This is a genomic window from Azospirillum sp. Marseille-Q6669 (genome assembly GCF_965111635.1).
Genome location: NZ_CBCOOP010000001.1, coordinates 1,687,190 through 1,712,787, shown reverse-complemented (window position 1 = coordinate 1,712,787; position 25,598 = coordinate 1,687,190). Strand labels below are relative to the sequence as shown.

Sequence of the window (25,598 nt, the reverse complement as noted above, 5' to 3'; positions counted from 1 at the left end):
ATGCGCCAGTGGTGGCGGAGCCTCGCAAATGGCGGAAATCCGCCATTCCGGCCCCTTTCTCATACCTTGGTGCCGGTGTTGGCACGCGGATTGCCAGGAGGATGGGCAGATCAGGGCCAGGGCAACGGCGCCATGGCCGGTTCGACGGCGAACCACCCGGACAACGGCGTCCGAAACCCTGGGAATCCCGCGGGAGTCCCCAGGGCTTCGGGCGCCTTTTTCTTTTCGGCCTCGCGGCCTCGCAAGAGGGCACACAGCATGAGCACGCACACCAATCCATCCACTCCGCGCGAACGGCTGGTCGTCGTCGGCAACGGCATGGCCGGCATCCGCACGCTGGAGGAACTGCTGGCCAAGGCGCCGGACCGCTACGACATCACCGTCTTCGGCGCCGAGCCGCACCCCAACTACAACCGCATCATGCTCTCACCCGTGCTGGCCGGGGAGAAGACCTTCGAGCAGATCGTCCTGAACGGGCGCGACTGGTATGAAGCCAACGGAATCAAGCTGTTGACCGGCGACCGGGTGGAGGTGATCGACCGGGCGAACCGCACCGTCACGGCCATCTCCGGCCTGACCGTGCCCTATGACAGGCTGCTGATCGCCACCGGCTCCACCCCCTTCATCATCCCGGTTCCCGGCTCCACCCTGCCCGGCGTCGTCGGCTTCCGCGACCTCGCCGATGTCGACACGATGCTGGAGGCGGCGGCGAAGGGCGGGCGCGCCGTGGTCATCGGCGGCGGCCTGCTCGGGCTGGAGGCCGCCAACGGCTTGAAGGTCAAGGGTATGGACGTCACGGTCCTGCACCTGATGGACACGCTGATGGAACGGCAGCTCGACCGCTCCGCCGGGGCGCTGCTGCGGCACGAGCTGGAGCGCCGTGGCATCACCGTTCTGACTGGCGCGGACACTGCTGAAATCGTAGGCAACGAGCGCGTTTCCGCGGTTCGCCTGAAAAATGGGCAGGAGCTTCCCGCCGATCTGGTGGTCATGGCCGTGGGCATCCGCCCGAACATAGCGCTTGGCAGGGCGGCGGGGCTGGCCTGCGGGCGCGGCATCCAGGTGGACGACGCCATGACCACCTCCGACCCGGCGATCCTGTCGGTGGGCGAGTGCGTGGAGCATCGCGGCCAGACCTACGGCCTCGTCGCCCCGCTGTTCGAGATGGCCAAGGTCGCCGCCGCCCGGCTGGCCGGCGGTACGGAGGCCGCCTACACCGGCTCCGTCACCTCGACCAAGCTGAAGGTGACGGGGGTGGACGTCTTCTCGGCCGGTGATTTCACCGGCGGCAAGGACTGCGAGGACATCGTGTTCCGCGACGCCGCCCGCGGCGTCTACAAACGCGTGGTGGTCAAGGAGAACCGCATTCTCGGCGCCGTCCTCTACGGCGACACCAAGGACGGCGGCTGGTACTTCCAGATGCTGAAGGACGGGACCGAGGTGGCGCCGGTCCGCGACACCCTGATCTTCGGGCAAGGGTTCGGAGGCGAGGGGGCGGCAAACCCTAAGGCCGCCGTTGCGGCACTCCCCGACAGTGCGGAGATCTGCGGCTGCAACGGCGTGTGCAAGGGCACCATCGTCAAGGCGATCACCGAGAAGGGCCTGTCCAACCTGGACGAGGTGCGGGCTCATACCAAAGCCTCGGCCTCCTGCGGAAGCTGCACTGGTCAGGTGGAGCAGATCCTCGCCCTGACGCTGGGCGACGGCTATGCGGGCGAGGCGAAGGCCAAGCCGATGTGCAAATGCACCGACCGCACCCACGACGAGGTGCGCCGGGCCATCACCGCGCTGACCTTGAAATCCATCCCCGACGTGATGCAGCGGCTGGAATGGCGCACGCCCGACGGCTGCCACCATTGCCGCCCGGCGCTGAACTATTACCTGCTCTGCGAATGGCCGGGCGACTACAAGGACGACAGCCGGTCCCGCTACATCAACGAGCGCGTCCACGCCAACATCCAGAAGGACGGTACCTACTCCGTCGTCCCGCGCATGTGGGGCGGGCTGACCAGCGCCAAGGAGCTGCGCGCCATCGCCGACGTGGTGGACAAGTTCGCCATCCCCACGGTGAAGGTAACCGGCGGCCAGCGCATCGACCTGTTCGGCGTGAGGAAGGAGGATCTGCCCGCGGTGTGGGCGGACCTGAACGCCGCCGGCATGGTGTCCGGCCACGCCTACGCCAAGGGGCTGCGCACCGTGAAGACCTGCGTCGGGTCGGAATGGTGCCGCTTCGGCACGCAGGACAGCACCGGCCTGGGCGTCAAGCTGGAGCGGATGACCTGGGGCACCTGGACCCCGCACAAGGTGAAGCTGGCCGTCTCCGGCTGCCCGCGCAATTGCGCGGAGGCCACCATCAAGGACCTGGGCGTCGTCTGCGTGGACAGCGGCTACGAGCTGCATGTCGGCGGCAACGGCGGCATGCATGTCCGGGCCTGCGACCTGCTGGTGAAGGTGGAGACCGAGGCGGAGGTGCTGGAATACACCGGCGCCTACATGCAGCTCTACCGCGAAGAGGCCCGTTACCTGGAGCGCACCGCCCCGTGGCTGGAGCGCGTCGGGCTGGACCACATCAAGCGCCGGCTGGTCGATGATGCCGAAGGCCGCGCGGCGCTCAACGCCCGCTTCCTCTTCTCCCAGAGCTTTTCGCAGGACGATCCCTGGGCCGAGCGGGCCAGCGGGTCGGTGGACCGTCACGAATTCGCGCCGCTCGCTCAGGTGGGGTAACGACACATGGATCAGAGCATTTCCTGGATCACCGTCGGCTCGGTCGAGGACATTCCCCGCCAGGGGTCCCGCGTGGTGCGGACCGACTTCGGCGACATCGCCCTGTTCCGCACCGTGGCGGACGAGGTTTACGCGCTGGAGGACCGCTGCCCGCACGCCGGCGGCCCGCTGTCGCAGGGCATCGTCCACGGGGCGCGCGTGACCTGCCCGCTGCACAGCTGGGTGATCGACCTCGCCAGCGGCGAGGCGGTCGGCCCGGATGAGGGCTGCGCCGGGCACTGCCCGGTGCGGGTGGTGGACGGCGCGGTGCAGCTCGGGCTGGCGGCCTTCCGCCCAGGCCGTGGAGGGTGCGGCCATGGGTGACGCGCCGTCCGACTCGCCCCTTCCTTTTTCTCCCTCTCCCCCCTGGGGAGAGGGTTGGGGTGAGGGGGTTGCGCTTGGCGGAGCGTTCGGCACAAGCGCAACCCCCTCACCCTCCCCTCTCCCCAGGGGGGAGAGGGAAATCGCGGCGGGGAAGCCCATCCGCACCACCTGCCCTTACTGCGGCGTCGGCTGCGGCGTGCTGGCCACCGTCTCCAGCGACGGCGCCGTCACCGTGGCCGGCGACCCCGACCACCCGGCCAACCGCGGCAAGCTCTGCTCCAAGGGCACCAACCTGCCCGACACGCTGGGTCTCGGCGAGCGACTGCTCCACCCGCAGGTGGACGGGCGGCGCGTCACCTGGGACGAGGCCATCGCCGCCGTCGCAGCGCGCCTGTCCGACACCATCGCCAAACACGGGCCGGACTCGGTGGCCTTCTACGTCTCCGGCCAATTGCTGACCGAGGACTATTACGCCGTCAACAAGCTGGCGAAGGGCTTCCTCGGCACCGCCAACATCGACACCAATTCGCGCCTGTGCATGGCCTCCAGCGTGGCCGGCCACAAGCGCGGCTTCGGGGCCGACGCGGTGCCGGTGACCTACGAGGATCTGGAAGAGGCCGATCTGGTCCTGCTGGTTGGCTCCAACCTCGCCTGGTGCCACCCGATCCTGAACCAGCGGCTTTTGGCGGCCAAGCGGACGCGCGGCACCCGCATTATAGCCATCGACCCGCGCCGCACCGCCACGGTGGATGGGGCCGACCGCCACCTGCCCATCCGGCCCGGCACCGACGCCCTGCTGTTCAACGGGCTGCTCGTCCATTTGGCCGACAACGGCCTGATCGACGCCCGTTTCGTCGCCGAGCACACCGCCGGATTGGCGAAAGCGCTGGAGGCCGCCCGCGCCGATGCGCCCTCCCCCGCCCATGTCGCCGCCCGCTGCGGCCTGCCGCTGGCCGAAATCGAGGCCTTCTACGCTGAAGTCGCAACGGTCCGCCGCACCGTCACCATTTACTCCCAGGGGGTGAACCAGTCCTCGCAGGGGACGGACACGGTCAACGCCATCCTGAACGTCCATTTCCTGACCGGGCGGATCGGCGCGCCGGGGATGGGACCCTTCTCGGTCACCGGCCAGCCCAACGCCATGGGCGGGCGCGAGGTCGGCGGGCTCGCCAACCAGCTCGCCGCCCATATGGGGTTCGAGCCGGAGTCGGTGGACCGGCTGCGCCGCTTCTGGAACGCGCCGCGCGTGGCGGACAAGCCCGGCCTGAAGGCGGTGGACCTGTTCCGCGCGGTGGAGGAGGGCACGGTGCGCGCCGTCTGGGTGATGGCGACCAACCCGGCGGTCAGCATGCCCGACGCCGCCCGCGTTCGCCGCGCGCTGGCAAACTGCGAGACGGTCATCGTCTCCGACTGCATCGCCGACACCGACACGGCGCGGCTGGCCCACATCCGCCTGCCCGCCGCGGGCTGGAGCGAGAAGGACGGCACCGTCACCAACTCCGACCGCACCATCTCCCGCCAGCGGGCCTTCCGTCCCCCGGCGGGCGAGGCGCGGCCCGACTGGTGGATCGTCACCCAGGTCGCCCGCGTCCTGGGCCATGCCGCCGCCTTCCCCTACGAGACGCCCGCCGACGTCTTCCGCGAGCACGCCGCCCTCTCCGCCTTCGAGAACGACGGCACGCGCGCCTTCGACATCGGCGGTCTTGCCGGGCTGTCCGACGCTGAATTTGAAACGCTCGCTCCCGCCCCCTGGCCGCGGCGGGTCGGCGAGGATCCGACGCGCCGTCTCTGCACCGACGGGCGCTTCTTCACCGACGACGGGCGCGCGCGCTTCGTCCCCGTTACCTCCCGCCCCCTGCCCCGTTTCGCCGAGCCGGGTTCGCTGATGTTGAACACCGGCCGCCTGCGCGACCAGTGGCACACCATGACGCGCACCGGCCTGTCGCCGCGCCTCTCCGCCCACGCGCCGGAACCCTGTCTGGACCTCCACCCGCAGGACGCGGCGGCGCGCGGCCTGACCGACGGCGCCCTGGTCAGCCTCTCAACCCCCGTCGGCACGGCGCTGGCCCGGCTGCGCGTGACCGAGGCGCAGCGGGTGGGGGAAGCCTTCCTGCCCATGCACTGGACCGATCGCTTCACGGCCTCCTGCGTCGTCGGGCGGCTGGTGGACGATCTGGCCGTGGACCCCGTGTCGGGCCAGCCGGACCTGAAGCGGATGCCGGTGACGGTCGTCCCCTACGCCGCCGCCTGGACCGGCTTCCTGATCGCCCGCGAGCCTGTGGAGCCTGCCCATGGCGGCTACTGGTCACGCCGCGCCGTCCCGGGCGGCCACCTGATCGAGCTGGCCGGCGAGGGCGCCCTGCCCGCTCCGGAGATGCTCGCGTTCGGCTTCGCCGGGGCGACGGTCGATTACAGCGACGCGGCCCGCGGCGTGCTGCGCCGCGCCTGGGTGACCCACGACCGGCTGGAGGCCTGCCTGTTCCTGTCCACGGCCGGCGGGCTCCCAAGCCGCGCTTGGCTGGTCGACCTGCTGTCGGCGGGGGCGTTGGACGGTGCCGCCCGCCGCGCCCTGCTCTCCGGCCGGTCGCCGGTTCCCACGGCGGACGAGGGGCGGACGGTGTGTTCCTGCTTCGGCGTCGGCGTCAACCGCCTGATCGCCGCCATCCAAAGCCAACGCCTGACCACGGTCCAGGAGGTCGGAACGGCCCTGCGGGCCGGGACCAACTGCGGCTCCTGCATCCCCGAACTCAAGGAGATCCTTGCCGATGCCCAGCGCTGCCATGTGGCTTGACGGCCTTCTCTCTCCGACCGGGGGCAAGCGTATCAACTTCATCGTCGCCCTGCGCGCTGCGCTGGGCTCGGCGCTGCGCCCGAGCACGGCCCGCCGCGTCGCCCGCGCCATTCCGCAGGCGGGTACGCGGACCCCGCACGTCACGCTGGTCGGCGCCGGGCCGGGGGATCCCGACCTGCTGACCGTCGCGGCGGCGCGCGCCATCGCGCAGGCCGAAGTGATCCTCTACGACCACCTCGTCGGGCCGGGCATCCTCGCCCTGGCGCAGCCGGGTGCGGAACTGATCTGCGTCGGCAAGCGGTCGGGCAAGCATTCCCACTCGCAGGAGGCCATCAACGATCTGATTGCGGCACAGGCCTGCACCGGGCGGCGCACCGTCCGGCTGAAGGGCGGCGACCCGATGATCTTCGGCCGGGCCGGCGAGGAGATCGAGCATCTGGAGCGTGTCGGAATCAGCGTGTCGGTGATCCCCGGAATCACCGCGGCGCTCGGCTGCGCGTCCAGCGCCGGGCTGTCGCTGACCAAGCGCGGCGTGTCGCGCGCCGTCACCTTCGTCACCGCCCACGCGCGCGAGGGCGACGCGACCGAGCCGGACTGGGCGCGGCTGGCCGACCCCAAGGGCACGCTGGCGATCTACATGGGCCGCGAGGCCGCTTGCCGCGTCGGGCGTGGCCTGACCGCGGGCGGGCTGTCCTCCGACACGCCGGTGCTGGCGGTGGAGAACGGCTGCCGCCCCGACGAGCGCCACCACCGCACGACGCTGGGCGCCATGGCCGAGCGGGGCGTGGCGGCGGGCGACGGGCCGACGCTGCTTCTGATCGGCTGGGCGCTAGAGGACCGGTCGGCGCACGCCGGTGATGCCCTCTGCGCGGGCGGCCACGTCGGCCAGGGGCTCGGTCACGACTGACATGGTGAAGACGGTGGCGTGCAGCAGCGTGGCACCGTCCAGCATGATGCCGACATGGCCGGGGAAGAAAACGATGTCGCCCCGGCGGTAATCGATCCCCTGCCCGCCCGGCCCAAATCCATCTTGGGACAGCATCGGCCCCAGCCGGTCGTCGTTGCGCTGCATCCCGCTGCTGTGGTGGGTGACGATCCCCGCCGCCCCCAGCGCCACCTGAACGAGGCCGGAGCAGTCGATGCCGAAGGCGCTCCGCCCGCCCCAGACATAGGGTGTCTCCAGGAAGCGCAGCGCCGTCTCCACCGGGACGCGGTTCAGCGGCACGGCCACCGGCTCCAGCTGCTTGCCGAACGTCCACAGCCCGTTGTCCAGCCGGACCCAGCCCCCTGGACCCTGGGCGTCGGCTTGCTCCGCCACCGTGACGAGGCTGCCGAAGCTCAGCGCCGCCACGGGCACCGCCTTGTGGGTGGGCGCCGGGTGCAGGTTCGCCACGCGTCCGGACACGCGGTGGGTCGGGGAGACCGGTTCCCTCAGGTTCGTGCCGGGGGGCAGCCAGCCGACATGCCCGTCGGTGCGGTTTTCCACCTTCACCCAGTCGCCGTCGCGGTCGAGCGGCGTACATGTCTCACCGAACAGCATCTCGCTGGTTTGCGGGACGCCGTGCCTCGGTTGTTCCAGAAGAACGGCCTGCGGGGCGGCGAGCCGGCGGATCGGGATGGTCTGTGCATCGGTCATGCCGGTCACGCTAGAGCCCGCCCCGCCGGAATGCAAGCCAGAGGACCGTTCCGGACAATCCTCCGGCAAACGGGGATTTGCTATGGATTTGACGCTTTTCGACAGGAGAGTGCGATGGGCAACCGTGTGAGGCGTCTGGGGCTCGCGGCGGCTGTGGGCTCGTGCCTGCTGGCCGGTGCCGCCGTGGCGCAGACGGCCCCCCAAACGGCCACCCAGGGTCCCCTGCGGCTCGTGCCGCAGCCCAGTCCTTCACCGGCGGTGGAGCCATCTCCTCCCCTGCCGATCCCCGTTCCACCGCAGCCGTCTCCGGCGGCCGCGGTGGTCTGGCCGGGTCAGCCCGCGGCCACTCCTGCGCCCATCCCGCGGGCGGCCCCGAGCGCTGACCCGGCCCAAATCCATCCGCCCACGCCGCGCCCCCGACCGACCGACGGGGTCGCGGCGGTGCGCGCCTTCTATGACGCCTTGGGGCAGGCTGACGCCGCGCGGGCCAACACCTACGTCGTTCCCGAGAAGCGGGGCAGCGGGGCCTACGACATCGCGTCCATGAACCGCTTCTACGGCAACATGAGCGTTCCCGTCCGCCTGCTGGGCGCGGAGCCCATCGGCCGGGACGCCGTGCGCGTGCGCTACCACTATGTCCATGTGAGCGGCCGCGCCTGCGATGGCGCCGCCGACGTCGCGCTGGCCGAGCGCGACGGGCTAGCCCTGATCGAACGGATCAAGGCGCTCAACGGCTGCTGAGCCTCCATCCCCTCTCCCCCTGGGGAGGGTGAGGGGGTTGTGCATTTGCCGAACACACCGACACGCGCATCCCCCTCACCCTCCCCACGCCTACGGCACGGGTCCTCTCCCTCTTCCGGGAGGGGCGAGGGCTACCTTGCCCTTCCCGTCGGCTTGCCGGCCTTGGCCGGCGTCCGGCGGCCCTTGCCGGCCTGCTGGGTGTAGAAGGTCTTGCCCGGCTTCGGCTTCTCCGCTTTGCCCACGCCCCCCGTCGTCTGCCAGGCCGGAACGAGCTGGTGCTCGCCCGGCCCGATCAGGTCGCTGCGGCCCATCGCCTTCAGCGCGTCGCGCAGCATCGGCCAGTTCTCCGGGTCGTGGTAGCGCAGGAAGGCCTTGTGCAGGCGGCGCTGCTTCAGCCCCTTGGCGGAGAACACCGTCTCCGAGCCCTCGCGACGGATCGGGCGCAGCGGGTTGCGGTCGCTGTGGTACATCGCCGTGGCGAGCGCCATGGGGGAGGGCAGGTAGGTCTGCACCTGATCGGCCTTGAAACCGTTCCGCTTCAGCCACAAGGCGAGGTTCATCATGTCCTCGTCGCTGGTGCCGGGGTGGGCGGCGATGAAGTAGGGAATCAGGTAGAGCTTCTTCCCCGCCGCCTTGGCCGCCGCCTCGAACATCTCCTTGAAGCGGTCGTAGGTGCCGATGCCCGGCTTCATCATCTTGGACAGCGGGCCGGGCTCGGTGTGCTCCGGCGCGATCTTCAAGTAGCCGCCGACATGGTGGGTCACCAGCTCCTTCACATACTCCGGGCTGCGGACGGCGAGGTCGTAGCGCAGGCCCGAGGCGATGTTGATCTTCTTCACGCCGGGGATGGCGCGGGCCTTGCGGTAGAGCTGGATCAGGTCGCTGTGGTCGGTGTTCAGGTTCTTGCAGATGTCCGGGAAGACGCAGGACGGGCGGCGGCAGACCTTCTCGATCTCCGGGTCCTTGCAGGCCATGCGGTACATGTTGGCGGTCGGCCCGCCCATGTCGGAGATGACCCCGGTGAAGCCCTTCACCTTGTCGCGGATCTCCTCGATCTCCTTGAGGATCGAGCCCTCCGACCGGCTCTGGATGATGCGCCCCTCATGCTCGGTGATCGAGCAGAAGGAACAGCCGCCGAAGCAGCCGCGCATGATGTTCACCGAGAAGCGGATCATCTCCCAGGCCGGGATGCGCGCGTCGCCGTAGGACGGGTGGGGCGCGCGGGCGTAGGGCAGGCCGTAGACCCCGTCCATCTCCGCCGTGGTCAGCGGGATCGGCGGCGTGGTCAGCCAGACCTCGCGGTCGCCGTGCCGCTGCACCAGCGCGCGGGCGTTGCCGGGGTTGCTCTCCTGGTGCAGCACGCGCGAGGCGTGGGCGTAGAGCACCTTGTCGGCGCTGACCTGCTCGAAGGAGGGCAGGCGGACCACCGTGCGGTCGGCCCCGGCTGCGCGCGGGGCGGCGGGAGTCAGCTCGTCGATGCTGCTGCTGTCGATGACGGTCCAGCCGTCCGGCACGCGGCTGCGGACGATGGAGGTGCCGCGGATGTCGTCGATCTCCCGCGCCTTCTCCCCGGCAGCGATGCGGTGGGCGACGTCGATGATCGCGCGCTCCGCGTTGCCGTAGCACAGGATGTCCGCCTTGGAGTCCACGAGGACGGAGCGGCGCACCTTCTCGCTCCAATGGTCGTACTGGGCGATGCGGCGGAGGCTCGCCTCGATGCCGCCCAGCACGATCGGCACGTCCTTGTAGGCCTCGCGGCAGCGCTGGCTGTAGACGATCACCGCGCGGTCGGGCCGCTTGCCGCCCTCGTCGTTGGGGGTGTAGCTGTCGTTGTGGCGCAGGCGGCGGTCCGAGGTGTAGTGGTTCACCATCGAGTCCATGTTGCCGCCGGTCACCCCGAAGAACAGGTTCGGCTTGCCCAGCGCCTTGAACGGCTCCGCGCTGCTCCAGTCCGGCTGGGCGATGATGCCGACGCGGAAGCCCTGCGCCTCCAGCAGCCGCCCGATGATCGCCATGCCGAAGCTGGGATGGTCCACATAGGCGTCGCCCGTCACCACCACGATGTCGCAGGAATCCCAGCCCAGCCGGTCCATCTCCGCCCGCGTCATCGGCAGGAAGGGCGCCGGCCGCCGGGCCTCCGTCCGGTGCCGGGGGAGGGAGAAGATGTCCCGCGCCGCCGGAACGGTGACGGTGGGCGTGGCTTCGTTGAGCATGACGCTCTCCGTTCGGGCCACCGGGGCGCGGAGCGCTGCCGGGGCGGGGTGCTTGATGGTCGGGTGCCGGTTTCATACCGGCAATGTCCGGCATGGTCCACCGCGCGAGTCCCTACGGAAGTGCCGCGGCGCGGTCAAGGATTGCCTGACCGTCGGGGTCAACTTTATACGCGTTTATGACGCCGTGATGTGTGCAGCCGGGCCGCCGTCGGCAAGGGGCCATAGGAAAGAGGGGCTGCAACAGGCGTCCCGGCACCCTGTTGGGAAGGGCTGAGACGCAAGCCCTTCCCCATGGACAGGAGTGGATCATGAGCACCGACAAGCGTTACGGCGACCAGCGCGACGAGCCGCTCGACATCAAGAACACCCGCGCCGACCCCGCCATCGACGAGGAGAAGATGGGCTTCCAGAACATCGAAGGGCCGGGCGCCGAGACCAGAAAGGATAAGGCGCCGGGCACGGACGACTCTCCGGACAGCGCACCCCGGCCGTGACGGGGACCCCACCGGCACCACGGGCGTTGTTCGCTGGAACCACAACAAAGCGGAGGTTCGTCATGGCTGAAGAGAAGACACCCGACAGCCCTTCCCAGGCGGGGGCCGAGGCGGGGAGGGACTCCCCGTTGGAGGACAAGACCAAGACGCCCGGCGATGGGACGCTCCAGGACGCCGTTCCCGCCGGAACCACGTCCGACGAGCTGCGGCGGCGGGCGGAAGAGGATGAAGGGTCCGTCCAGCCGGGCACCGGCTGACGTGCCGGAAGCGTCGTCGGTTTCATCATACGACGTCGTATGAGAGCAACTGGGTATGAGAGAGCTACCGTGTGACGCTCTCGCCCGCGGGCGCGGCCAATCCGACCATGGCATAGCTGCTGCGGATGGCCGCGTCCAGCGTCGGGGGCAGGGGCTGGATGCGCTGCTCCCGCGCGGCGCGGCGGGCGAAATCGGGGTCCGCCGCCAAGGCCCGCGTCGCTGCGGCCTTGGCCTCGTCCATGCGGCCCATCTGCACGAAGGCGACGGCCAGCGCGGCCTGGGCCGGGGCGGCGGTGGTCATCTCGAACTCCAGCTTCGTGCTGTCCGGATGCCCATGGCGCTGCAGGGCGAGGCTGTAGGCGGGCAGAAGCCGTTCCCGCTGCGCCGGGTCGCGCTCCATCGCCTGCTCCAGCAGGGGCAGGCCCTTCGCGGGCTGGCCGGCTTCGACATGCCAGAGGCCGAGGTCGCCGAGCACATGGGCGTTTCCAGGGGAAGCCCGCAAGGCGCGCTGACCGGCGGCGAAGCAGGAAGCGTATTGCCCGCGCAGGCAATAGGCGGTGTAGAGCACCGTCAACGGGCGCAGCGAGGTCGGCTCCAGTTCGGTGGCGCGCAGGGCGGCCGCCAGGGCATCGTTGAGGGTGTCGTCGTTCCGTTCTGTCCGATACGCGTCGGACTGCAGAAGGGATAGCGCCGACCACAGCCGGGCGGCCTCGCTGGCGTTGGTCGTCGGCGCGCTGGCGGCCGAGGTCAGGCAACCGCTCAGGGCGGTTCGCTCGGTGGGCGGAATTTCATGGCGACCGGTGGCGAGGAAGGCGCACTCGCGCGGCGACAGGCTGGTGGTCGGTTTGGTGCGCAGACGCGCGGTGGCAACCGGCAGCAGCGGACCCTGCGCGGCGGTCAGCGGCTCGACGATGTCGGCCGCCAAGGCTTGTGGGGTGGGCGCGCCCTCGGGCCCGGCCGGTCGGTCCAGGCTGCTGGACCACAGCACCGTCCCGGTGGCGAGGTCGGTCAAGTGCACGACCAGACGCACCGCGTCGTCGTGCCCCTGAAGGCTTCCGGACAGGCGAAATCCTTGACGGGGCAGGGTGGCGGTCGGCGGCGGGGCAATCCGCACCGGAAGATCGGTGCGATTGGCGAGGCTGCTGGCAATCTCGTCGGTCAGCATTGCAGCGAGCGCGCCGTCCTCCGCCGACTGGCCGGTGGTGCGGAAGGGGCCGACGACGAGCGGCATCGATGGATCGACCGCCACGGGTGGGGCCGCCGACAGCATCGTCGACTGGAGCGGCGCCGGCTCGTTCCCCATCGGCTCCGCGCTGGCCGCGATCGGATGCGGACCGAGCGCCAGGGCCTCTTCCATGTCGATGGTGGTGACGAGGTTTCGTCCGACCAGCAAGCCGGCCAGCCCGACGGCGATCAGCACCACGGCGGCCAACCCGGCAATGCGCAGGGAAACGGGCCTGCGCACTGTTTCCACCTCCGGAATGGCGTGAGGGGCGGGCAGGGCAGGGGGCAGATCGTTGTTCAGCCGTTCGAAGCGGGGTGCATAGCCGCCCTTCGGGATGACGATGCGGATCGGGTCGTTGCGGCCCGCGGTGAGATAGTAATGTTCCAGGCTGCGGCGCAGCCGTCCGGCCTCCAACCGCACGATGGGATCGGATTGCGGGTCGAAGCTCGGCTCACGGTTGAAGACACTGACGGCGATGCAGTAGGCCTTGATCTGCTGCGCCCGCCCCTCCAGGCACTCCTCGACCACATAGCGCAGGAAGCGGCGGTTGCGGTCCGACGCGTCGAAATGGTTGCTCGCCAAAATCCGCTCAAGCTGAGTCCTGACGGCACGATCATCCAATGCCCACCCCTGTGCGGGCGGAGTTTCCTCGGTCATTCGTGACGTCTCCCGAACGTTGAGAAAGACGACGGACGATCCTTCTCAAAAGGGGTGGGTCGATGTGTTGCCGGCATTCTTTCATCGGGAAAAACTGATGTCCATTGGCCCTGTGCTTTTAGGACGGATCATGTTCCCGAAGTCCGCCCGTTTCTCTGATCGTTGGGATAGGGCGCCTATCCAAAGGATGGCGCCGCACGTCCGAAGGCGGCGGGAGCCACCCCCGCCGAACGGGGCGTAAACTACCGTATGCTACCCGCCGCGGCGGAACGGTCGGGCCGTTGTCCGGGTTACCCGCCGCCGGACAGGGGACTCGACACGGGAGAGCCTGAACACTGGCTGAAGGCTTCTCCCGTCCCCGCGGCACGCCCGGCTCACCGACGCGCATCCCCCGCCGTCGACCCCGCTGTCGACAAGGCGTGCCGACATTTCCCGGTTTTCCCTGTTCTCGGCTTCGGTAACGCAACGCACCGGTGGTTCCATGCCTTTTTTGTCTTCGTCTTTCTTGTCGTCTCTGAACGTTCCGTCGCGCCGCTATCCGACACCTCACCTTCAAACGTCCCCCCATAAATCCCCGATGGACGAGCCCGCCGCGTCTGCGCTGACGCGCCGCGGCATCTTCGGGCTGGGGGCCGCCGTGGCGGTCGGCGTCTGCAACAGCCGCAGCGCCGCGGCATGGGAGCCGGCGCCGGAGCGTACGCTGCGGATTTACAATTGCCTGACGGGGGAGAGCTTCGACGGCGTCTACTGGGCGGAGGGGCGTCCGGTCGCGGAGGCGATGGCCCGCATCGACTGGGTGCTGCGCGACCATCGCAGCGACGATTGCCACCGCATCGATCTCGCTCTGCTGAACCGTCTGTCGGAGATGCAGGAGAAGCTGGACAGCCAGCATCCGTTCGAAGTGCTGTCGGCCTTCCGCTCCCAGGAGACCAACCGCCGCGTGAAGGGTGCGGCGACGGGCAGCCTGCACCTGCAGGGTCGGGCGGTCGATCTGCGCCTGCAGGGGCGGCGCGCGGTGGACCTTTACCGTTGCGCCCTGTCCTTCGGCGACGGCGGGGCGGGCTGCTACGCCAAGCGGAACTTCGTCCATGTGGACACCGGGCCGACGCGGCGCTGGATGGGAGCCTGAAGCGTGGAAGGGCCGGAATCGGGACTTTTCGTCGCAGAACCTTTTGCCAGGGGGCATCAGGCGAAGGGCATTAAGCCGATGGGTGGATTGTGCGCAGGACGGAGGAAGCGCACCATAGCCGAAAAAGAAGGCCAAATGATCTGGCCGAAGCTCTTTGGGAGGAGCCCATGCTAACCCCCACCGACTTTGCTGACCCCCGGGGCCGCAACTTATCGGCGCGTTGTCATCCTCTAACCGACCCGGCCCGGATGGCCCAGGCCCGCACGCTGGCGGGCTGGATCGCCGTGATCGCCGAAGACCGCGGGTTGGATGAATGGGGCGTCGCCGCGGCCACTGGCCTGCACATCGACGATGTCCGGGCGGTTCTGGGCGGCACCGTGTTCATGATGCCCGTGAGCACGCTCGACCATGCGCTGCGTCGCCTGGAAGGCCGCCCGCACTGAGAATCCGCAAACCCCGCCTCTCCCTCCGTCCACCGGCACAGGAGGACCGCATGACTCACCACGTCCGCAAACGGAGCAGCGCCATGGACCGTACGGAGAAACGCGACGCCATCACCCGCATCCGCCACGCCGCCGAACAGCAGGGGCTGGACGCCGGCGATCTGGCGCGGATGACCGGTCTGGCGCCGGGGCACGCCCGCGCGATCCTGTCCGGTTTCGGCTCGACGGTTCCGCGCGATGCCCTGGACCGTACCGTCACGATCCTGCCGGAGTGACGGCACGCTGAAATGGAAACGGCGGCGCATCGGATGCGCCGCCGTGTCACCAATCCTTGCGGAGTGCCCCGGTTCAGGCGACCGAAAGCACGTCCAGATAGACGTTCGCCGGTTCGGTCAGGTGGATCCGGTACAGCATGCCCGTCTGGTCGATGATGATGCCGGCGACGGGGTTCTTGGCCGCCATGTCGGTGACGGCGGCGCGCACGTTGCGCGGCAGGCTGTCGAGTTCGACGTCGCGATAGCCGTTCTTGTCGGAGAACTTGATGGTCTTCTGGCCCATGGTCAGGCGCCTTGCGTGCATGCTCTGTTTGCGGTGGGCGGACCATGATCCCGTCGGGTTAAGGAAGCACTAACCAAAAACCGCGCAAACGCAGGACTGATGAGCGGTGGCTGCATCAGTGCCTTAGGAATAATTCGGCCGCGGTTGCCCCCACCGCGACCACTCATCCCCTACCCATGAAAATGCTCGAACACTCGCCGGGCCAGCGCCGCGCTGATGCCGGGGGTGGCCTCCAGATCCTTCAGCCCGGCCGAGGCCACCGCGGTGGAACTGCCGAAATGGTGCAGCAGGGCCTTCTTGCGCGACGGGCCGACGCCGGGGATGCCGTCGATGCGGGTGTGGTCCATCGCCTTCAGGCGGCGGGTGCGATGGGCGTCGATGGCCGTCCGGTGCGCCTCGTCGCGCAGCCGTTGCAGGAAGTAGAGCACCGGGTCGTTGGGCTCCAGCCGGAAGGGCTCGCGGTCCGGCACGAAGAAGCGCTCATGCCCGGCGTCGCGGTCCGGCCCCTTGGCTATGGCGGCCAGCGGCACCCCCGCGATGCCCAGCCCGTCCAGCACCGCGCTGGCGGTGTTTAACTGGCCAAGCCCGCCGTCGATCAGCACCAGATCGGGCCACTGGCCGCCGCTGCGCTGCGGGTCCTCGCGCAGCGCGCGCCCGAAGCGGCGGGTCAGCACCTCGCGCAGCATCGCGTAGTCGTCGCCCGCCGCGGCGGGGTCCTTGATGTGGAAACGGCGGCATGCGTTGCGCTGGATGCCCTCCGGCCCGGCGACCACCATGGCGCCGACCAGGAAGGCGCCCTGGATGTGCGAGTTGTCGTAGATTTCGATACGGGCCGGTGTCTTCGGAAGGCCGAAGACGCGCGCCACCCCGGCCAGCAGCTTGCCTTGCGCGGAGCGTTCGGCCATGCGGCGCCCGTGGGCCTCACGCGCGTTGGTCAGGGCGTGTTCGACGACGCGGCGCTTGGGGCCGCGCTGGGGCACCTCCACCTCGACCCGCCGCCCGGCCGCGAGCGTCAGTGCCTCGGCCAGCAGGGCGCGCTCGGGGATGGCGTGGCTGAGCAGCAGGTGGCGGGGCGGCGGCGTCCCTTCGTAGAGTTGCGCGGCGAAGGCGGCGAGGATCGCGGCGGGCTCCTCCTCACCGTCGTGCCGGGGGAAGAAGGCGCGGGTGCCCTGGTTGCGACCGCCGCGGAAGAAGAAGGCCTGGACGCAGGCGGTTCCGCCCTCGGCATGGACGGCCAGCACGTCGGCGTCCTCCAGCACGCCTTCCAGATTGATGTCCTGGCGGCTTTGCAGGGCGGTCAGGGCGCGGATGCGGTCGCGCCAGCGGGCGGCGTCCTCGTAGGCCAGCCGGTCGGAGCAGTCCATCATGTGGCGTGCGAACTCCGCCTGGACGGCGGCGCTGCGCCCGGTCAGCACATCGCGCACGCCCTGCATCTGCGCGGCGTACTCCTCCGCCGAGACGCGGCCGACGCAGGGGGCGGAGCAGCGCTTGATCTGGTGCTGGAGGCAGGGCCGCGTGCGCGCGGTGAAGGTGGCGTCGTCGCAGTTGCGCAGCAGGAAGGCGCGCTGCAACGCGCCGATGGTCATGCCGACCAGGGCGGGGGAGGCGTAGGGGCCGAACAGGTCGCGCTTCCTGCCATGCCGGTCGGCGCTGCCGCGGTGGTGCATCAGGCGCGGAAACTCATGACCCTCGCCGAGCGCGATGTAGGAGAAGGAGCGGTCGTCCTTCACCAGCACATTGAAGGGCGGCAGCAGGCGGCGGATCAGGTTCGCCTCCAGCAGGAGGGCCTCCGCCTCGGTGTGGGTGGTGACGAACTCCATGGAGCGGGTCAGCGCCACCATGCGGCGGGTGCGGTTGGGCAGCCCGTCCGTCCGGGTGTAGCTGGCCACCCGGCGTTTCAAGTTCTTCGCCTTGCCGACGTACAGGATGCGCCCGTCCGCCCCGATCATCCGGTAGACGCCGGGCGTGTCCGGCAGCGTCGGCAGGGTGGCGCGGATTACCGCAACTCCATCCATCACACGAACCCGGTGTGTTGATCACGATGGCGCGGAAGGAAGCAAGGGAACGAACCATGGACAAGGGACAATCGTCGGCCCTGTCCTTCAGACCAGGAGTCACCCCGCCCTTTGCCGCTCCACGCCCGCATCGGCGTCGGGACGGGTGCTGTCGCGGACGACCAGCTCGCAATCCAACCCATGATGCGGCTGGGCCACCGTGGTGCCGTTCAGCCGGGCCAGGATCTGGCCGGCGGCCAGCTCACCGATCTCGCGCTGCGGCGGGCGCACGGTGGACAGCGGCGGCAGGCAGGCGGCGCTGAAGGTCAGGTCGCCGAAGCCGATCACCGCCAGATCGTCGGGCACGCTCAGCCCGCGCCGGTTCGCTTCGAACAGCACGCCCAGCGCCATGGCGTCGTTGGAGCAGACCACCCCGTCGATGTCCGGGTGAAGCGCGAACACCTCGTCGATCAGCCAGATGCCGACGGGGGTGGAGGCGGTGTCAGGAGCGGTGAAGGCGATCGGCTCGTGCAGGCCGCGGCGGCGCACCTCGTCCTCATAGCCGTCGGTGCGGCTGCGCACGCGCATGTCCTGATGAACGGCGGCGCCGATATAGGCGACCTTGCGGCTTCCCTGGTCGTAAAGATGGGCGGCCTGCCGGCGCCCGACCTCGAAGTGGGAGAAGCCGACCGTCATGTCCACCGCCGGGGTCTGGGCGGAGGGGATGTCCCACATCTCCACCACCGGCACGCCGGAGGAGCGCAGCATGGCGCGCGTCCGCTCGGTGTGGTGCAGGCCGGTGACCACCACCGCGGCGGGCGACCAGGCGAGGAAGGCGCGGATCAGCTCCTCCTCCCGCTCCGGATCGAACTCGCTGACGCCGAGCAGCGTCTGGTAATGGGCGGTCTGGAAGGCGCTTTGCAGCGTGTTGTAGGTTTCCGCGAAGAAGGAGTTGGTGATGGAGGGGAGGATCACCCCCACCGTCCGGCTCTTCGCCGCGGCGAGGCTGCCCGCCACGAGGTTCGGCACGTAGCCGAGCTGGTCGATCACCGTCCGCACACGGGTCGCCAGCTCCTCCGACACCGCCTCCGGCTTGCGCAGATAGAGCGAGACGGTGCTGGGCGACACGCCGGCGGCGTTGGCCACGTCCGTCATGGTCAGCCGCTCCGTGGCGCGGCGGGTCTTCTTGCGGATGGGTTTGGCGGGTTTCGGCGGAAACGGCTTGGCGGGCGGCTGTGCGGTCATTCTCGTCCTTCCCTGCGGCGAACCCCGCCGCGCGGCGAGGCGGCATCATAGCACGCCGTTGGAAAAGCGGGGGAAATGCGGGAACGGTCAGGGCGCGGCATTCGGTTCCGCTCCAGTCATTTCCGTGTCCGCCAGGGCGGCGCGCGCCTGCTCCGCGAAGAAGTCGATGAAGACTCGGATCTTCGCGGGCAGCAGGTTGCGGTGGGGGTAGAGCGCGGCGAGCGTCACCGGATCCGGCGGGCAGTGCGGCAGGACGACACGCAGCTCCCCGCGGCGCAGATGGTCGGCGACCTCCCACAGCGGCTTCAGCACGATTCCCTCCCCGGCCAGCGCCCAGCCGGTCAGCACGTCGCCGTCGTCGGCGTCGAACTGGCCGGACACCGGAAGCGTCATCGGGCCTTGCGGGGTGTTCAGCGTCCATTGGAACTGCTGCGATCCGGGAAAGCGCAGCAGCAGGCAGTAGTGGGACAGCAGCTCCTCGGGGCGTGCCGGCACGCCCCGCCGCTCCAGGTAGGACGGCGCGGCGCAGAGCACCCGCGGCAGGTCGGCGATCTTGCGCGCGACGAAGCTGGAATCCTTCAGCGGCGCCATGCGGATGGCGACGTCCGTCGCCTCGCGCAGCAGGTCCAGCAGATGGTCGGACAGGCGCAGCCGCAGGTCGACCTGGGGGTAGGCGGCGTGGAAACGCGGCACCATCGGCGCCAGGATGCGCCGCCCGAAGCCCAGCGGCGCCGTCACCCGCAGGCTGCCCACCGGCGCCCCGCCGATAGCGCCGACGCTGCTCTCCGCCCGTTCCGCCGCCTCCAGAACCTCCAGGCAGTGTTCGAAGAAGACCTTTCCGGCCTCGGTGAACTGCACCTGCCGGGTGGTGCGGTTGAGCAGGCGGGCGTTCAGATGCTCCTCCAGGCTTTGCAGCCGATGGCTGACCACGGCGGGCGACAGGCGCAGGCTGCGCCCGGCGGCGGACAGGCTGCCCAGCTCCACCACCCGCACGAACACCCGCATGTTCTCCAGCAGCGCCACGCCTTGTCTTTCCTGATTTTCCTTCTTCCCCTGGGGGGCGAGGGGATAAGAGGAGGAATCCTCCCACCTTTCCGTTTTTTTTGAAAGTGCTGGCGCACGCATCCGCTTCCCCGCTGCGCTGCGGCAACCGTAGAGTTCAGGGTGAGGATCACCGAACGGAAGAGGCCGCGACGCATGGAGCCGATCGTCTGGGAGTGGGTCAACTTTCTGGTGCGCTGGCTGCACGTCGTCACGGCCATCGCCTGGATCGGGTCGAGCTTCTATTTCATCCACCTCGACCTGTCCCTGCGGCGGCGCGACGGCCTGCCCCCCGGCGTGGCGGGGGAGGCATGGCAGGTCCACGGCGGCGGCTTTTACAACATGATGAAGTACACGGTCGCCCCGCCGGAGCTGCCGGAAAAGCTGACCTGGTTCAAGTGGGAAGCCTACGCCACCTGGCTCAGCGGCTTCGCGCTGCTGTCGGTGCTCTACTACCACGGCGCCGCACTCTACATGATCGACCCGGCGGTGCTGGACATTCCCTGGTGGGGCGCGGTTCTGCTCAGCCTGGGCGCCCTGGGGCTGGGCTGGCACGTCTATGACCGGCTGTGCAAGTCGCCGCTGGGCAAGGACGACGTGAAGCTGGCGGCGGCGGGCTTCGTCTTCCTGGTGCTGGTCGCCTGGGGCCTCAGCCACCTCTTCAGCGGGCGGGCGGCGATGCTGCATGTCGGCGCGCTGATCGGCACGATGATGTCGGCCAACGTCTTCCGCATCATCATCCCCAACCAGACCAAGGCTGTGGCCGCCATGAAGGCCGGCCAAGTGCCCGACCCGGCGCTGGGCAAGCAGGCCAAGCAGCGCTCGCTGCACAACAATTACCTGACGCTGCCGGTCGTCTTCCTGATGATCTCCAACCACTACCCGCTGGCCTTCGGCACGCGCTACAGCTGGGTGATCGTCGCGGTGGTGCTGGTGGTGGGGGCGGTGATCCGCCACTTCTTCAACAGCCGCCACGCCGGCAAGCCGACGCCCTGGTGGACCTGGGCGGTGGCCGCCGCGGGCGTCGCCGTCATCGTCGGCCTGAGCGCCGCCGGCACGCGGACCGAGAGCGCCGCCGCACCGGCCAGGGTGGAGTTCGCGCAGGTGGAGGAGGTGGTGCTCTCCCGCTGCTCCATGTGCCACGCGGCGCAGCCGGTGTGGGAGGGAATCGGCGTGGCGCCGCGCGGCGTGACGCTGGACAGCGCGGAGGCGATCAGCCGCCACGCGCCGCAGATCCGGACCTGGGCGGCGCTGTCCGACGCGATGCCCCCCGGCAACGTCACCGGGATCACGCTGGAAGAGCGCCGCCTGCTCGCCGCCTGGACCGATCAGCTTCCCCGGTAGGTCGAGTAGCTGTAGGGGGAGACGAGCAGCGGCACGTGATAGTGCTGGTCCGCGTTGGCGACGCCGAAGCGGATCGGCACCACGTCGAGGAAGGCGGGTTCGACGATCTCCAGGCCGGAGGCGCGGAAATAGTCGCCGGCCTCGAACACCAGCTCGTAGACCCCCGGAGTCAGGTCGGCCCCGGCGAGGAGCGGCGCGTCGCAGCGCCCGTCGGCGTTGGTGCGCGTTTGGGTCAGCCGTTCCCGCCGCTCCCCGTCGATGCGGTAGAGGGTGACGGCGATCCCGGCGCCAGGCCGTCCGTGCGTCGTGTCGAGAACATGGGTGGTCAGGCGCCCGCTTCCGGACATGGGTCTCTCTCCTCTCTTTGAATTTCCCTCGCCCTCTGGGGAGAAGGGATAAGTGACTTTACACCGCACCGCCGCGCGGCCCGAACGGGGCCTGCGCAAAAAGACTTTCAAACGGATCGAAAAAGCGGACCTCGGCGATTGCGGTTATGCTGCGTGGCAGGGGACCGATCAGGGAAGGCCGGGATGCGACCGAGCGAGATGGACCGTGCAAGTTTCGTCGCCCGATTCGGCGGCGTGTTCGAACATTCGCCCTGGGTCGCCGAAGGCGCCTGGGATGCCGGCAATCAGGGGGGAAACCTGCCCGACGACGCGGACGGGCTGCACGCCGCCATGGTCGCCGTCCTGCGCGCCGCTGACCACGACCGGAAATTGGCGCTGCTGAACGCCCACCCCGATCTGGCGGGCCGGCTGGCGCTGCGCGGCGAGCTGACCGCCGACAGCACGGCGGAGCAGGCCAGCGCCGGGCTGGACCGCTGCACGCCGGAGGAGTTCGCCCGCTTCACCGAATTGAACGACGCCTACAAGGCGCGCTTCGGCTTCCCCTTCATCCTGGCGGTCAAGGGCCGCAGCCGCACCGACATTCTGGAGGCCTTCGAGACCCGCCTGTCCAACGGCCCGGAGGAGGAGTTCGCCACGGCGCTGGCCCAGGTCGAGCGCATCACCTGGCTGCGCCTGAAGGACCTGCTGCCCAAGGACATCGAGTCATGACCGGCTTCGGCGCGGACCTGATGGCGCGGCTGGACGCCTTCGCCGGCTTCACGGAGGAGCCGGGGCTGCTGACCCGCCTGTTCCTGACCCCGCAGCACCGCGCCGCCGCGGACTGGCTGATGGAGCTGATGGGCAAGGCCGGGATGAACGCCCGGCTCGACCCGGCGGGCACGGTGGTCGGCCGTTATGAGGGGACCGTGCCAGGCGCGCCGGCCCTGCTGATCGGCTCCCACATCGACACGGTGCGCAACGCCGGACGGTATGACGGGAATCTGGGCGTGCTGGCCGCCGTCGCCGCGGTGGCGGAGCTGGACCGGCGCGGCGAGCGCCTGCCCTTCGCCATCGAGGTGCTGGGCTTCGGCGACGAGGAGGGGGTGCGCTTCCCCGTGACCCTGACCGGCAGCCGCGCCGTGGCCGGCCGCTTCGACCGGGTGGCGCTGGAGACGCGCGACCGCGACGGCGTGCGCATGGCTGACGCGCTGCGCGCCTTCGGCGGCGACCCCGAGGCCATCACCACGGCGGCCCGCAAGCCGGGGGAGGCGCTGGCCTTCCTGGAGGTCCACATCGAACAGGGGCCGGTGCTGGAGGCGGAAGGGTTGCCGGTCGGCATCGTCACGGCCATCAACGGCGCCACGCGCTTCGCCGTCCGGCTGCGCGGCATGGCCGGCCACGCCGGCACGGTGCCGATGGCGCTGCGCCGCGACGCGCTGGCCACCGCCGCCGAGATGACCCTGGCGGCGGAGCGGGTGGCCGCGGCCTCCGACGCCGGGCTGGTGGCGACGGTGGGCCGGATCGAGGCGAAGCCGGGCGCCGTCAACGTCATCCCCGGCGAGGCCGCCTTCACCCTCGACGTCCGCGCGCCGGAAGACGCCGTGCGGCGGGACGCCTGCGCCGCCATCCTCGCCGACTTCGAGGCGATCGCCGCCCGCCGCGGCGTGGAACTGGCGGTGGAGACCACCCACGACGCCAACGCCGCTCCCTGCTCCCCCGGCATCCGGCGGCAGATCGAGGCGGCGGTGATCCGTGCCGGCGTCCGTCCCTTGCCGCTGCCCAGCGGCGCCGGGCATGATGCCATGGCCTTCTCCGGCGTGCTGCCGATGGGCATGCTGTTCGTCCGCTGTGCGGGCGGCATCAGCCACAACCCCGCCGAATCCATCACCGTGGAGGACGCCGACCTATCGGTGCAGATCCTCCTGGACATCATCCGCCACTTCGAGCACGAGACCCCGACACCATGACCGACACCGCCCAAAAGGCCATCCGCGCTTTCCTGGAGCAGACCCGCGACGAGCAGGTCCGCTTCCTGGCCGAACTGGTCAAGGTGCCCTCCGACAATCCGGCCGGCGACTGCGCCCCCCACGCCGAGCGTGCCGCCGAGTTGCTGGAGGCCATGGGCCTGACGGTGGAGCGCCACCCGGTCCCGGCGGAGCTGGTGCGGGCCAACGGCATGATCTCCGCCACCAACCTGATCGTGCGCCGCCGATTCGGTGACGGGCCGACCGTGGCGCTGAACGCCCACGGCGACGTGGTGCCGCCGGGCGAGGGCTGGACCCGTGACCCCTACGGGGCGGAGGTGGTGGACGGCTGGATGTACGGGCGTGGCGTCGCCGTCTCGAAGTCCGACTTCGTCACCTACACCTACGCGCTGCTGGCGCTTGAGAAGGCCGGGCTGGACCGCGGCACGGTGGAACTGCACCTGACCTACGACGAGGAGGCCGGCGGCGAGATCGGGCCGAAATGGCTGCTCGACGAGGGGCTGACCAAGCCGGACTTCGCCATCGCCGCGGGTTTCAGCTACGGGGTCGTCACGGCGCACAACGGCTGCCTCCATCTGGAGGTCGAGGTCACCGGCAAGTCCGCCCACGCCGCCCTGCCGATGACCGGCATCGACGCGCTGGAGGCGACGACGGCGATCCTCGGTGCGCTCTACGAGCACCGCAAGGGTTACGCCGGCACCGTGTCGGCGGTGGGCGGCATCGGCTCACCGCAGTTGACGGTCGGGCTGATCAAGGGCGGCATCAACACCAACGTCGTCCCCGACCGCGTGACCCTGCGCCTCGACCGCCGCATGATTCCGGAGGAGGCGCCGGAGACGGTGGAGGAGACGTTGCGCGCCGTCATCGCCGACGCGACCACGGCCTTTCCGAAGGCCCGCGTCGAGGTGCGCCGCATCCTGCTGGCCCGCCCGCTGACTCCGCTGCCCGGCACTGACCGGCTGGCTGCCGTCCTCTGCGCCCACGCCAGCCGCGTGATGGGCGAGCCGGTGGAGACCAAGGGTGTGCCGCTCTACACCGACGCGCGCCATTACTCCGACGCCGGCGTGCCCATCGCCCTGTTCGGCGCCGGCCCCCACACCATCGAGGAGGCCAACGCCCACCGCGCCGACGAGCGCCTGCCGCTGTCCGACCTGTTCAAGGCAACGGAGGTTGTGGCGCTGGCGCTGTTGGAGGTGCTGGGCGAGGGGTAAAACCCCCACCATGACGATAAGAACGACAAGGACGACCCGCCGGTGATCATCGAGAACGATCTGAAGCTGGACTTCAAGGATGTGCTGATCCGCCCGAAGCGCAGCACCCTCGAAAGCCGCAACGACGTGGACATCGAGCGGACCTTCCGCTTCGTCCACAGCGGGCTGGAATGGACGGGCTTCCCGCTGATCGCGGCCAACATGGACGTGGTCGGCACCATGGCCGTCGCCCGCGCCCTGTCGCGCTTCGGCGCGATGACCGCGCTGCACAAGCACTACCCGGCCGACGCCCTGATCCCCTTCTTCCGCGACGAGGACACGGCCAACGTCTTCTACTCGCTGGGCACGACGGAGGCCGACTACGACAAGTTCCAGGCGGTGAAGGCCAAGGCCCCGGTGGCCAAGCTCTGCCTCGACGTCGCCAACGGCTACACGGAACGCTTCGTGCGCGTCATCGGCCGGTTGCGGGCGGAGAACCCGGACATGGTCATCATGGCCGGCAACGTGGTGACCGGCGACATGACCGAGGCGCTGGTGCTCGCCGGGGCCGACATCATCAAGGTCGGGATCGGGCCGGGGTCGGTCTGCACCACCCGCAAGATGACCGGTGTCGGCTACCCGCAGCTCTCCGCCATCATCGAATGCGCCGACGCCGCCCACGGGCTGAAGGGGCAGGTCTGCGGCGACGGCGGCTGCACGGTGCCGGGCGACATCTCCAAGGCCTACGGCGCCGGGTCGGACTTCGTGATGCTCGGCGGCATGCTGGCCGGCCACGACGAGTGCGAGGGCGACGTCCGCTACGAGGAGCGCGGCGGGCAGAGGGTGCCGGTGGCGATGACCTTCTACGGCATGTCGTCCGACACGGCGATGCACAAGTACGCGGGCGGCGTCGCCTCCTACCGCGCGTCGGAGGGCAAGACCGTGGAGGTCCCCTACCGCGGACCGATCGACGGCACGATGCAGGAGATCATGGGCGGCGTGCGCAGCATGATGACCTACATCGGCGCCACCAAGCTGAAGGAGGTGTCGAAGCGGACCACCTTCGTCCGCGTCGGCGCGCAGCTGAACACCGTCTTCGGGGGGTGATGCCGCGGGAGGTACCCTGCATCGGTACCTCCTTCTCGACCTTCTTCCTCCGGAACCACCGGCGGCTTCCACCGTTCGCAGGATGTGCGGACGGGTGGGGCGCCGGACGGCTTGCCTCGCTCGTCCGCCTTTTGG

Annotated in this window: 23 protein-coding genes; 15 read left to right on the top strand and 8 right to left on the bottom strand. The window is 69.8% G+C overall.

Annotated features, from left to right (window positions below):
- The first annotated feature begins 258 nt into the window (after nt 1–258).
- The 4 genes from nirB to cobA all read left to right on the top strand — a co-directional run bounded on the left by nirB (nt 259) and on the right by cobA (nt 6,785).
- Nucleotides 259–2,724, top strand: a complete 2,466-nt coding sequence (gene nirB / locus ACWPXE_RS07585; RefSeq protein WP_454017317.1) for a nitrite reductase large subunit NirB — start codon at nt 259–261, stop codon at nt 2,722–2,724.
- 6 nt (nt 2,725–2,730) lie between these two features.
- Complete coding sequence (nirD, locus tag ACWPXE_RS07580; protein WP_035677835.1) at nt 2,731–3,087, top strand: nitrite reductase small subunit NirD; 357 nt, start codon at nt 2,731–2,733, stop codon at nt 3,085–3,087.
- Between the two features lie 196 nt (nt 3,088–3,283).
- On the top strand, nt 3,284–5,878 hold the full coding sequence (locus ACWPXE_RS07575; RefSeq protein WP_454017316.1) for a molybdopterin-dependent oxidoreductase: 2,595 nt from the start codon (nt 3,284–3,286) through the stop codon (nt 5,876–5,878).
- Nucleotides 5,853–6,785 (top strand): uroporphyrinogen-III C-methyltransferase, encoded by a 933-nt coding sequence (gene cobA / locus ACWPXE_RS07570; RefSeq protein WP_454017315.1) that lies wholly within the window; start codon nt 5,853–5,855, stop codon nt 6,783–6,785. Before ACWPXE_RS07575 ends, cobA begins: the two co-directional genes overlap by 26 nt.
- Here the strand turns inward: cobA and ACWPXE_RS07565 are convergent.
- Nucleotides 6,708–7,514 (bottom strand): C40 family peptidase, encoded by an 807-nt coding sequence (locus ACWPXE_RS07565; RefSeq protein WP_454017314.1) that lies wholly within the window; start codon nt 7,512–7,514, stop codon nt 6,708–6,710. The two genes, cobA and ACWPXE_RS07565, sit on opposite strands and share 78 nt — an antisense overlap.
- A 114-nt stretch (nt 7,515–7,628) precedes the next feature.
- Here ACWPXE_RS07565 and ACWPXE_RS07560 point away from each other — a divergent pair, with 114 nt between their 5' ends.
- Complete coding sequence (locus tag ACWPXE_RS07560; protein WP_454017313.1) at nt 7,629–8,255, top strand: hypothetical protein; 627 nt, start codon at nt 7,629–7,631, stop codon at nt 8,253–8,255.
- 131 nt (nt 8,256–8,386) lie between these two features.
- Here ACWPXE_RS07560 and ACWPXE_RS07555 read toward each other — a convergent pair whose 3' ends face one another.
- On the bottom strand, nt 8,387–10,363 hold the full coding sequence (locus tag ACWPXE_RS07555; RefSeq protein WP_454017910.1) for a YgiQ family radical SAM protein: 1,977 nt from the start codon (nt 10,361–10,363) through the stop codon (nt 8,387–8,389).
- Between the two features lie 413 nt (nt 10,364–10,776).
- Between ACWPXE_RS07555 and ACWPXE_RS07550 the strand changes: the two genes are divergently transcribed.
- Together ACWPXE_RS07550 and ACWPXE_RS07545 are read left to right on the top strand one after the other, a co-directional pair.
- Nucleotides 10,777–10,962 carry a hypothetical protein gene (locus ACWPXE_RS07550; protein WP_014197993.1) on the top strand — a complete coding sequence of 62 codons (186 nt, stop codon included), beginning with the start codon at nt 10,777–10,779 and terminating at the stop codon, nt 10,960–10,962.
- Between the two features lie 62 nt (nt 10,963–11,024).
- Nucleotides 11,025–11,219, top strand: a complete 195-nt coding sequence (locus tag ACWPXE_RS07545) for a hypothetical protein (protein ID WP_454017312.1) — start codon at nt 11,025–11,027, stop codon at nt 11,217–11,219.
- Between the two features lie 64 nt (nt 11,220–11,283).
- Here ACWPXE_RS07545 and ACWPXE_RS07540 read toward each other — a convergent pair whose 3' ends face one another.
- Entirely contained in the window at nt 11,284–13,101 is a 1,818-nt protein-coding gene (locus ACWPXE_RS07540; protein ID WP_454017311.1) for a hypothetical protein, read from the bottom strand.
- A 577-nt stretch (nt 13,102–13,678) separates the two neighbouring features.
- On the opposite strand from ACWPXE_RS07540, the gene ACWPXE_RS07535 reads away from it, so the two are divergent.
- The 3 genes from ACWPXE_RS07535 (at nt 13,679) to ACWPXE_RS07525 (ending at nt 14,948) form a co-directional block, all read left to right on the top strand.
- A complete protein-coding gene (locus ACWPXE_RS07535; RefSeq protein WP_454017310.1) occupies nt 13,679–14,230 on the top strand; it encodes a YcbK family protein in 552 nt (183 codons plus the stop codon).
- A gap of 248 nt (nt 14,231–14,478) precedes the next feature.
- The gene (locus ACWPXE_RS07530) at nt 14,479–14,673 is read left to right on the top strand and encodes a hypothetical protein (RefSeq protein ID WP_454017309.1); all 195 of its coding nucleotides are present in this window, start codon (nt 14,479–14,481) and stop codon (nt 14,671–14,673) included.
- A gap of 50 nt (nt 14,674–14,723) precedes the next feature.
- Nucleotides 14,724–14,948, top strand: a complete 225-nt coding sequence (locus ACWPXE_RS07525) for a hypothetical protein (protein ID WP_237905440.1) — start codon at nt 14,724–14,726, stop codon at nt 14,946–14,948.
- 73 nt (nt 14,949–15,021) lie between these two features.
- Here the strand turns inward: ACWPXE_RS07525 and ACWPXE_RS07520 are convergent, their stop codons facing one another.
- From ACWPXE_RS07520 to ACWPXE_RS07505, 4 genes are all read right to left on the bottom strand, one after another.
- On the bottom strand, nt 15,022–15,252 hold the full coding sequence (locus ACWPXE_RS07520; protein WP_454017308.1) for a hypothetical protein: 231 nt from the start codon (nt 15,250–15,252) through the stop codon (nt 15,022–15,024).
- 149 nt (nt 15,253–15,401) lie between these two features.
- A complete protein-coding gene (gene uvrC / locus ACWPXE_RS07515) occupies nt 15,402–17,246 on the bottom strand; it encodes an excinuclease ABC subunit UvrC (RefSeq protein ID WP_454017307.1) in 1,845 nt (614 codons plus the stop codon).
- A 99-nt stretch (nt 17,247–17,345) separates the two neighbouring features.
- Nucleotides 17,346–18,470, bottom strand: a complete 1,125-nt coding sequence (locus tag ACWPXE_RS07510; protein ID WP_454017306.1) for a LacI family DNA-binding transcriptional regulator — start codon at nt 18,468–18,470, stop codon at nt 17,346–17,348.
- Between the two features lie 87 nt (nt 18,471–18,557).
- Complete coding sequence (locus ACWPXE_RS07505; protein WP_454017305.1) at nt 18,558–19,493, bottom strand: LysR family transcriptional regulator; 936 nt, start codon at nt 19,491–19,493, stop codon at nt 18,558–18,560.
- 174 nt (nt 19,494–19,667) lie between these two features.
- On the opposite strand from ACWPXE_RS07505, the gene ACWPXE_RS07500 reads away from it, so the two are divergent.
- Complete coding sequence (locus ACWPXE_RS07500; protein WP_454017304.1) at nt 19,668–20,855, top strand: urate hydroxylase PuuD; 1,188 nt, start codon at nt 19,668–19,670, stop codon at nt 20,853–20,855.
- On the opposite strand, the gene uraH is transcribed toward ACWPXE_RS07500, so the two are convergent.
- On the bottom strand, nt 20,840–21,202 hold the full coding sequence (gene uraH, locus ACWPXE_RS07495) for a hydroxyisourate hydrolase (RefSeq protein ID WP_014198004.1): 363 nt from the start codon (nt 21,200–21,202) through the stop codon (nt 20,840–20,842). The two genes, ACWPXE_RS07500 and uraH, sit on opposite strands and share 16 nt — an antisense overlap.
- A 198-nt stretch (nt 21,203–21,400) precedes the next feature.
- Here uraH and uraD point away from each other — a divergent pair, with 198 nt between their 5' ends.
- The 4 genes from uraD to ACWPXE_RS07475 are packed head-to-tail and all read left to right on the top strand — an operon-like array spanning nt 21,401 to nt 25,463.
- A complete protein-coding gene (uraD, locus tag ACWPXE_RS07490) occupies nt 21,401–21,910 on the top strand; it encodes a 2-oxo-4-hydroxy-4-carboxy-5-ureidoimidazoline decarboxylase (RefSeq protein ID WP_454017303.1) in 510 nt (169 codons plus the stop codon).
- Complete coding sequence (locus tag ACWPXE_RS07485) at nt 21,907–23,148, top strand: allantoate amidohydrolase (RefSeq protein ID WP_454017302.1); 1,242 nt, start codon at nt 21,907–21,909, stop codon at nt 23,146–23,148. Before uraD ends, ACWPXE_RS07485 begins: the two co-directional genes overlap by 4 nt.
- Nucleotides 23,145–24,377: a M20/M25/M40 family metallo-hydrolase gene (locus ACWPXE_RS07480; protein WP_454017301.1), complete on the top strand. Its 1,233-nt coding sequence runs from the start codon at nt 23,145–23,147 to the stop codon at nt 24,375–24,377. The genes ACWPXE_RS07485 and ACWPXE_RS07480 overlap by 4 nt, the downstream gene beginning before the upstream one ends.
- Nucleotides 24,378–24,419: 42 nt before the next feature.
- Nucleotides 24,420–25,463 (top strand): GMP reductase, encoded by a 1,044-nt coding sequence (locus ACWPXE_RS07475; RefSeq protein ID WP_454017300.1) that lies wholly within the window; start codon nt 24,420–24,422, stop codon nt 25,461–25,463.
- The last annotated feature ends 135 nt before the right edge of the window (nt 25,464–25,598 follow it).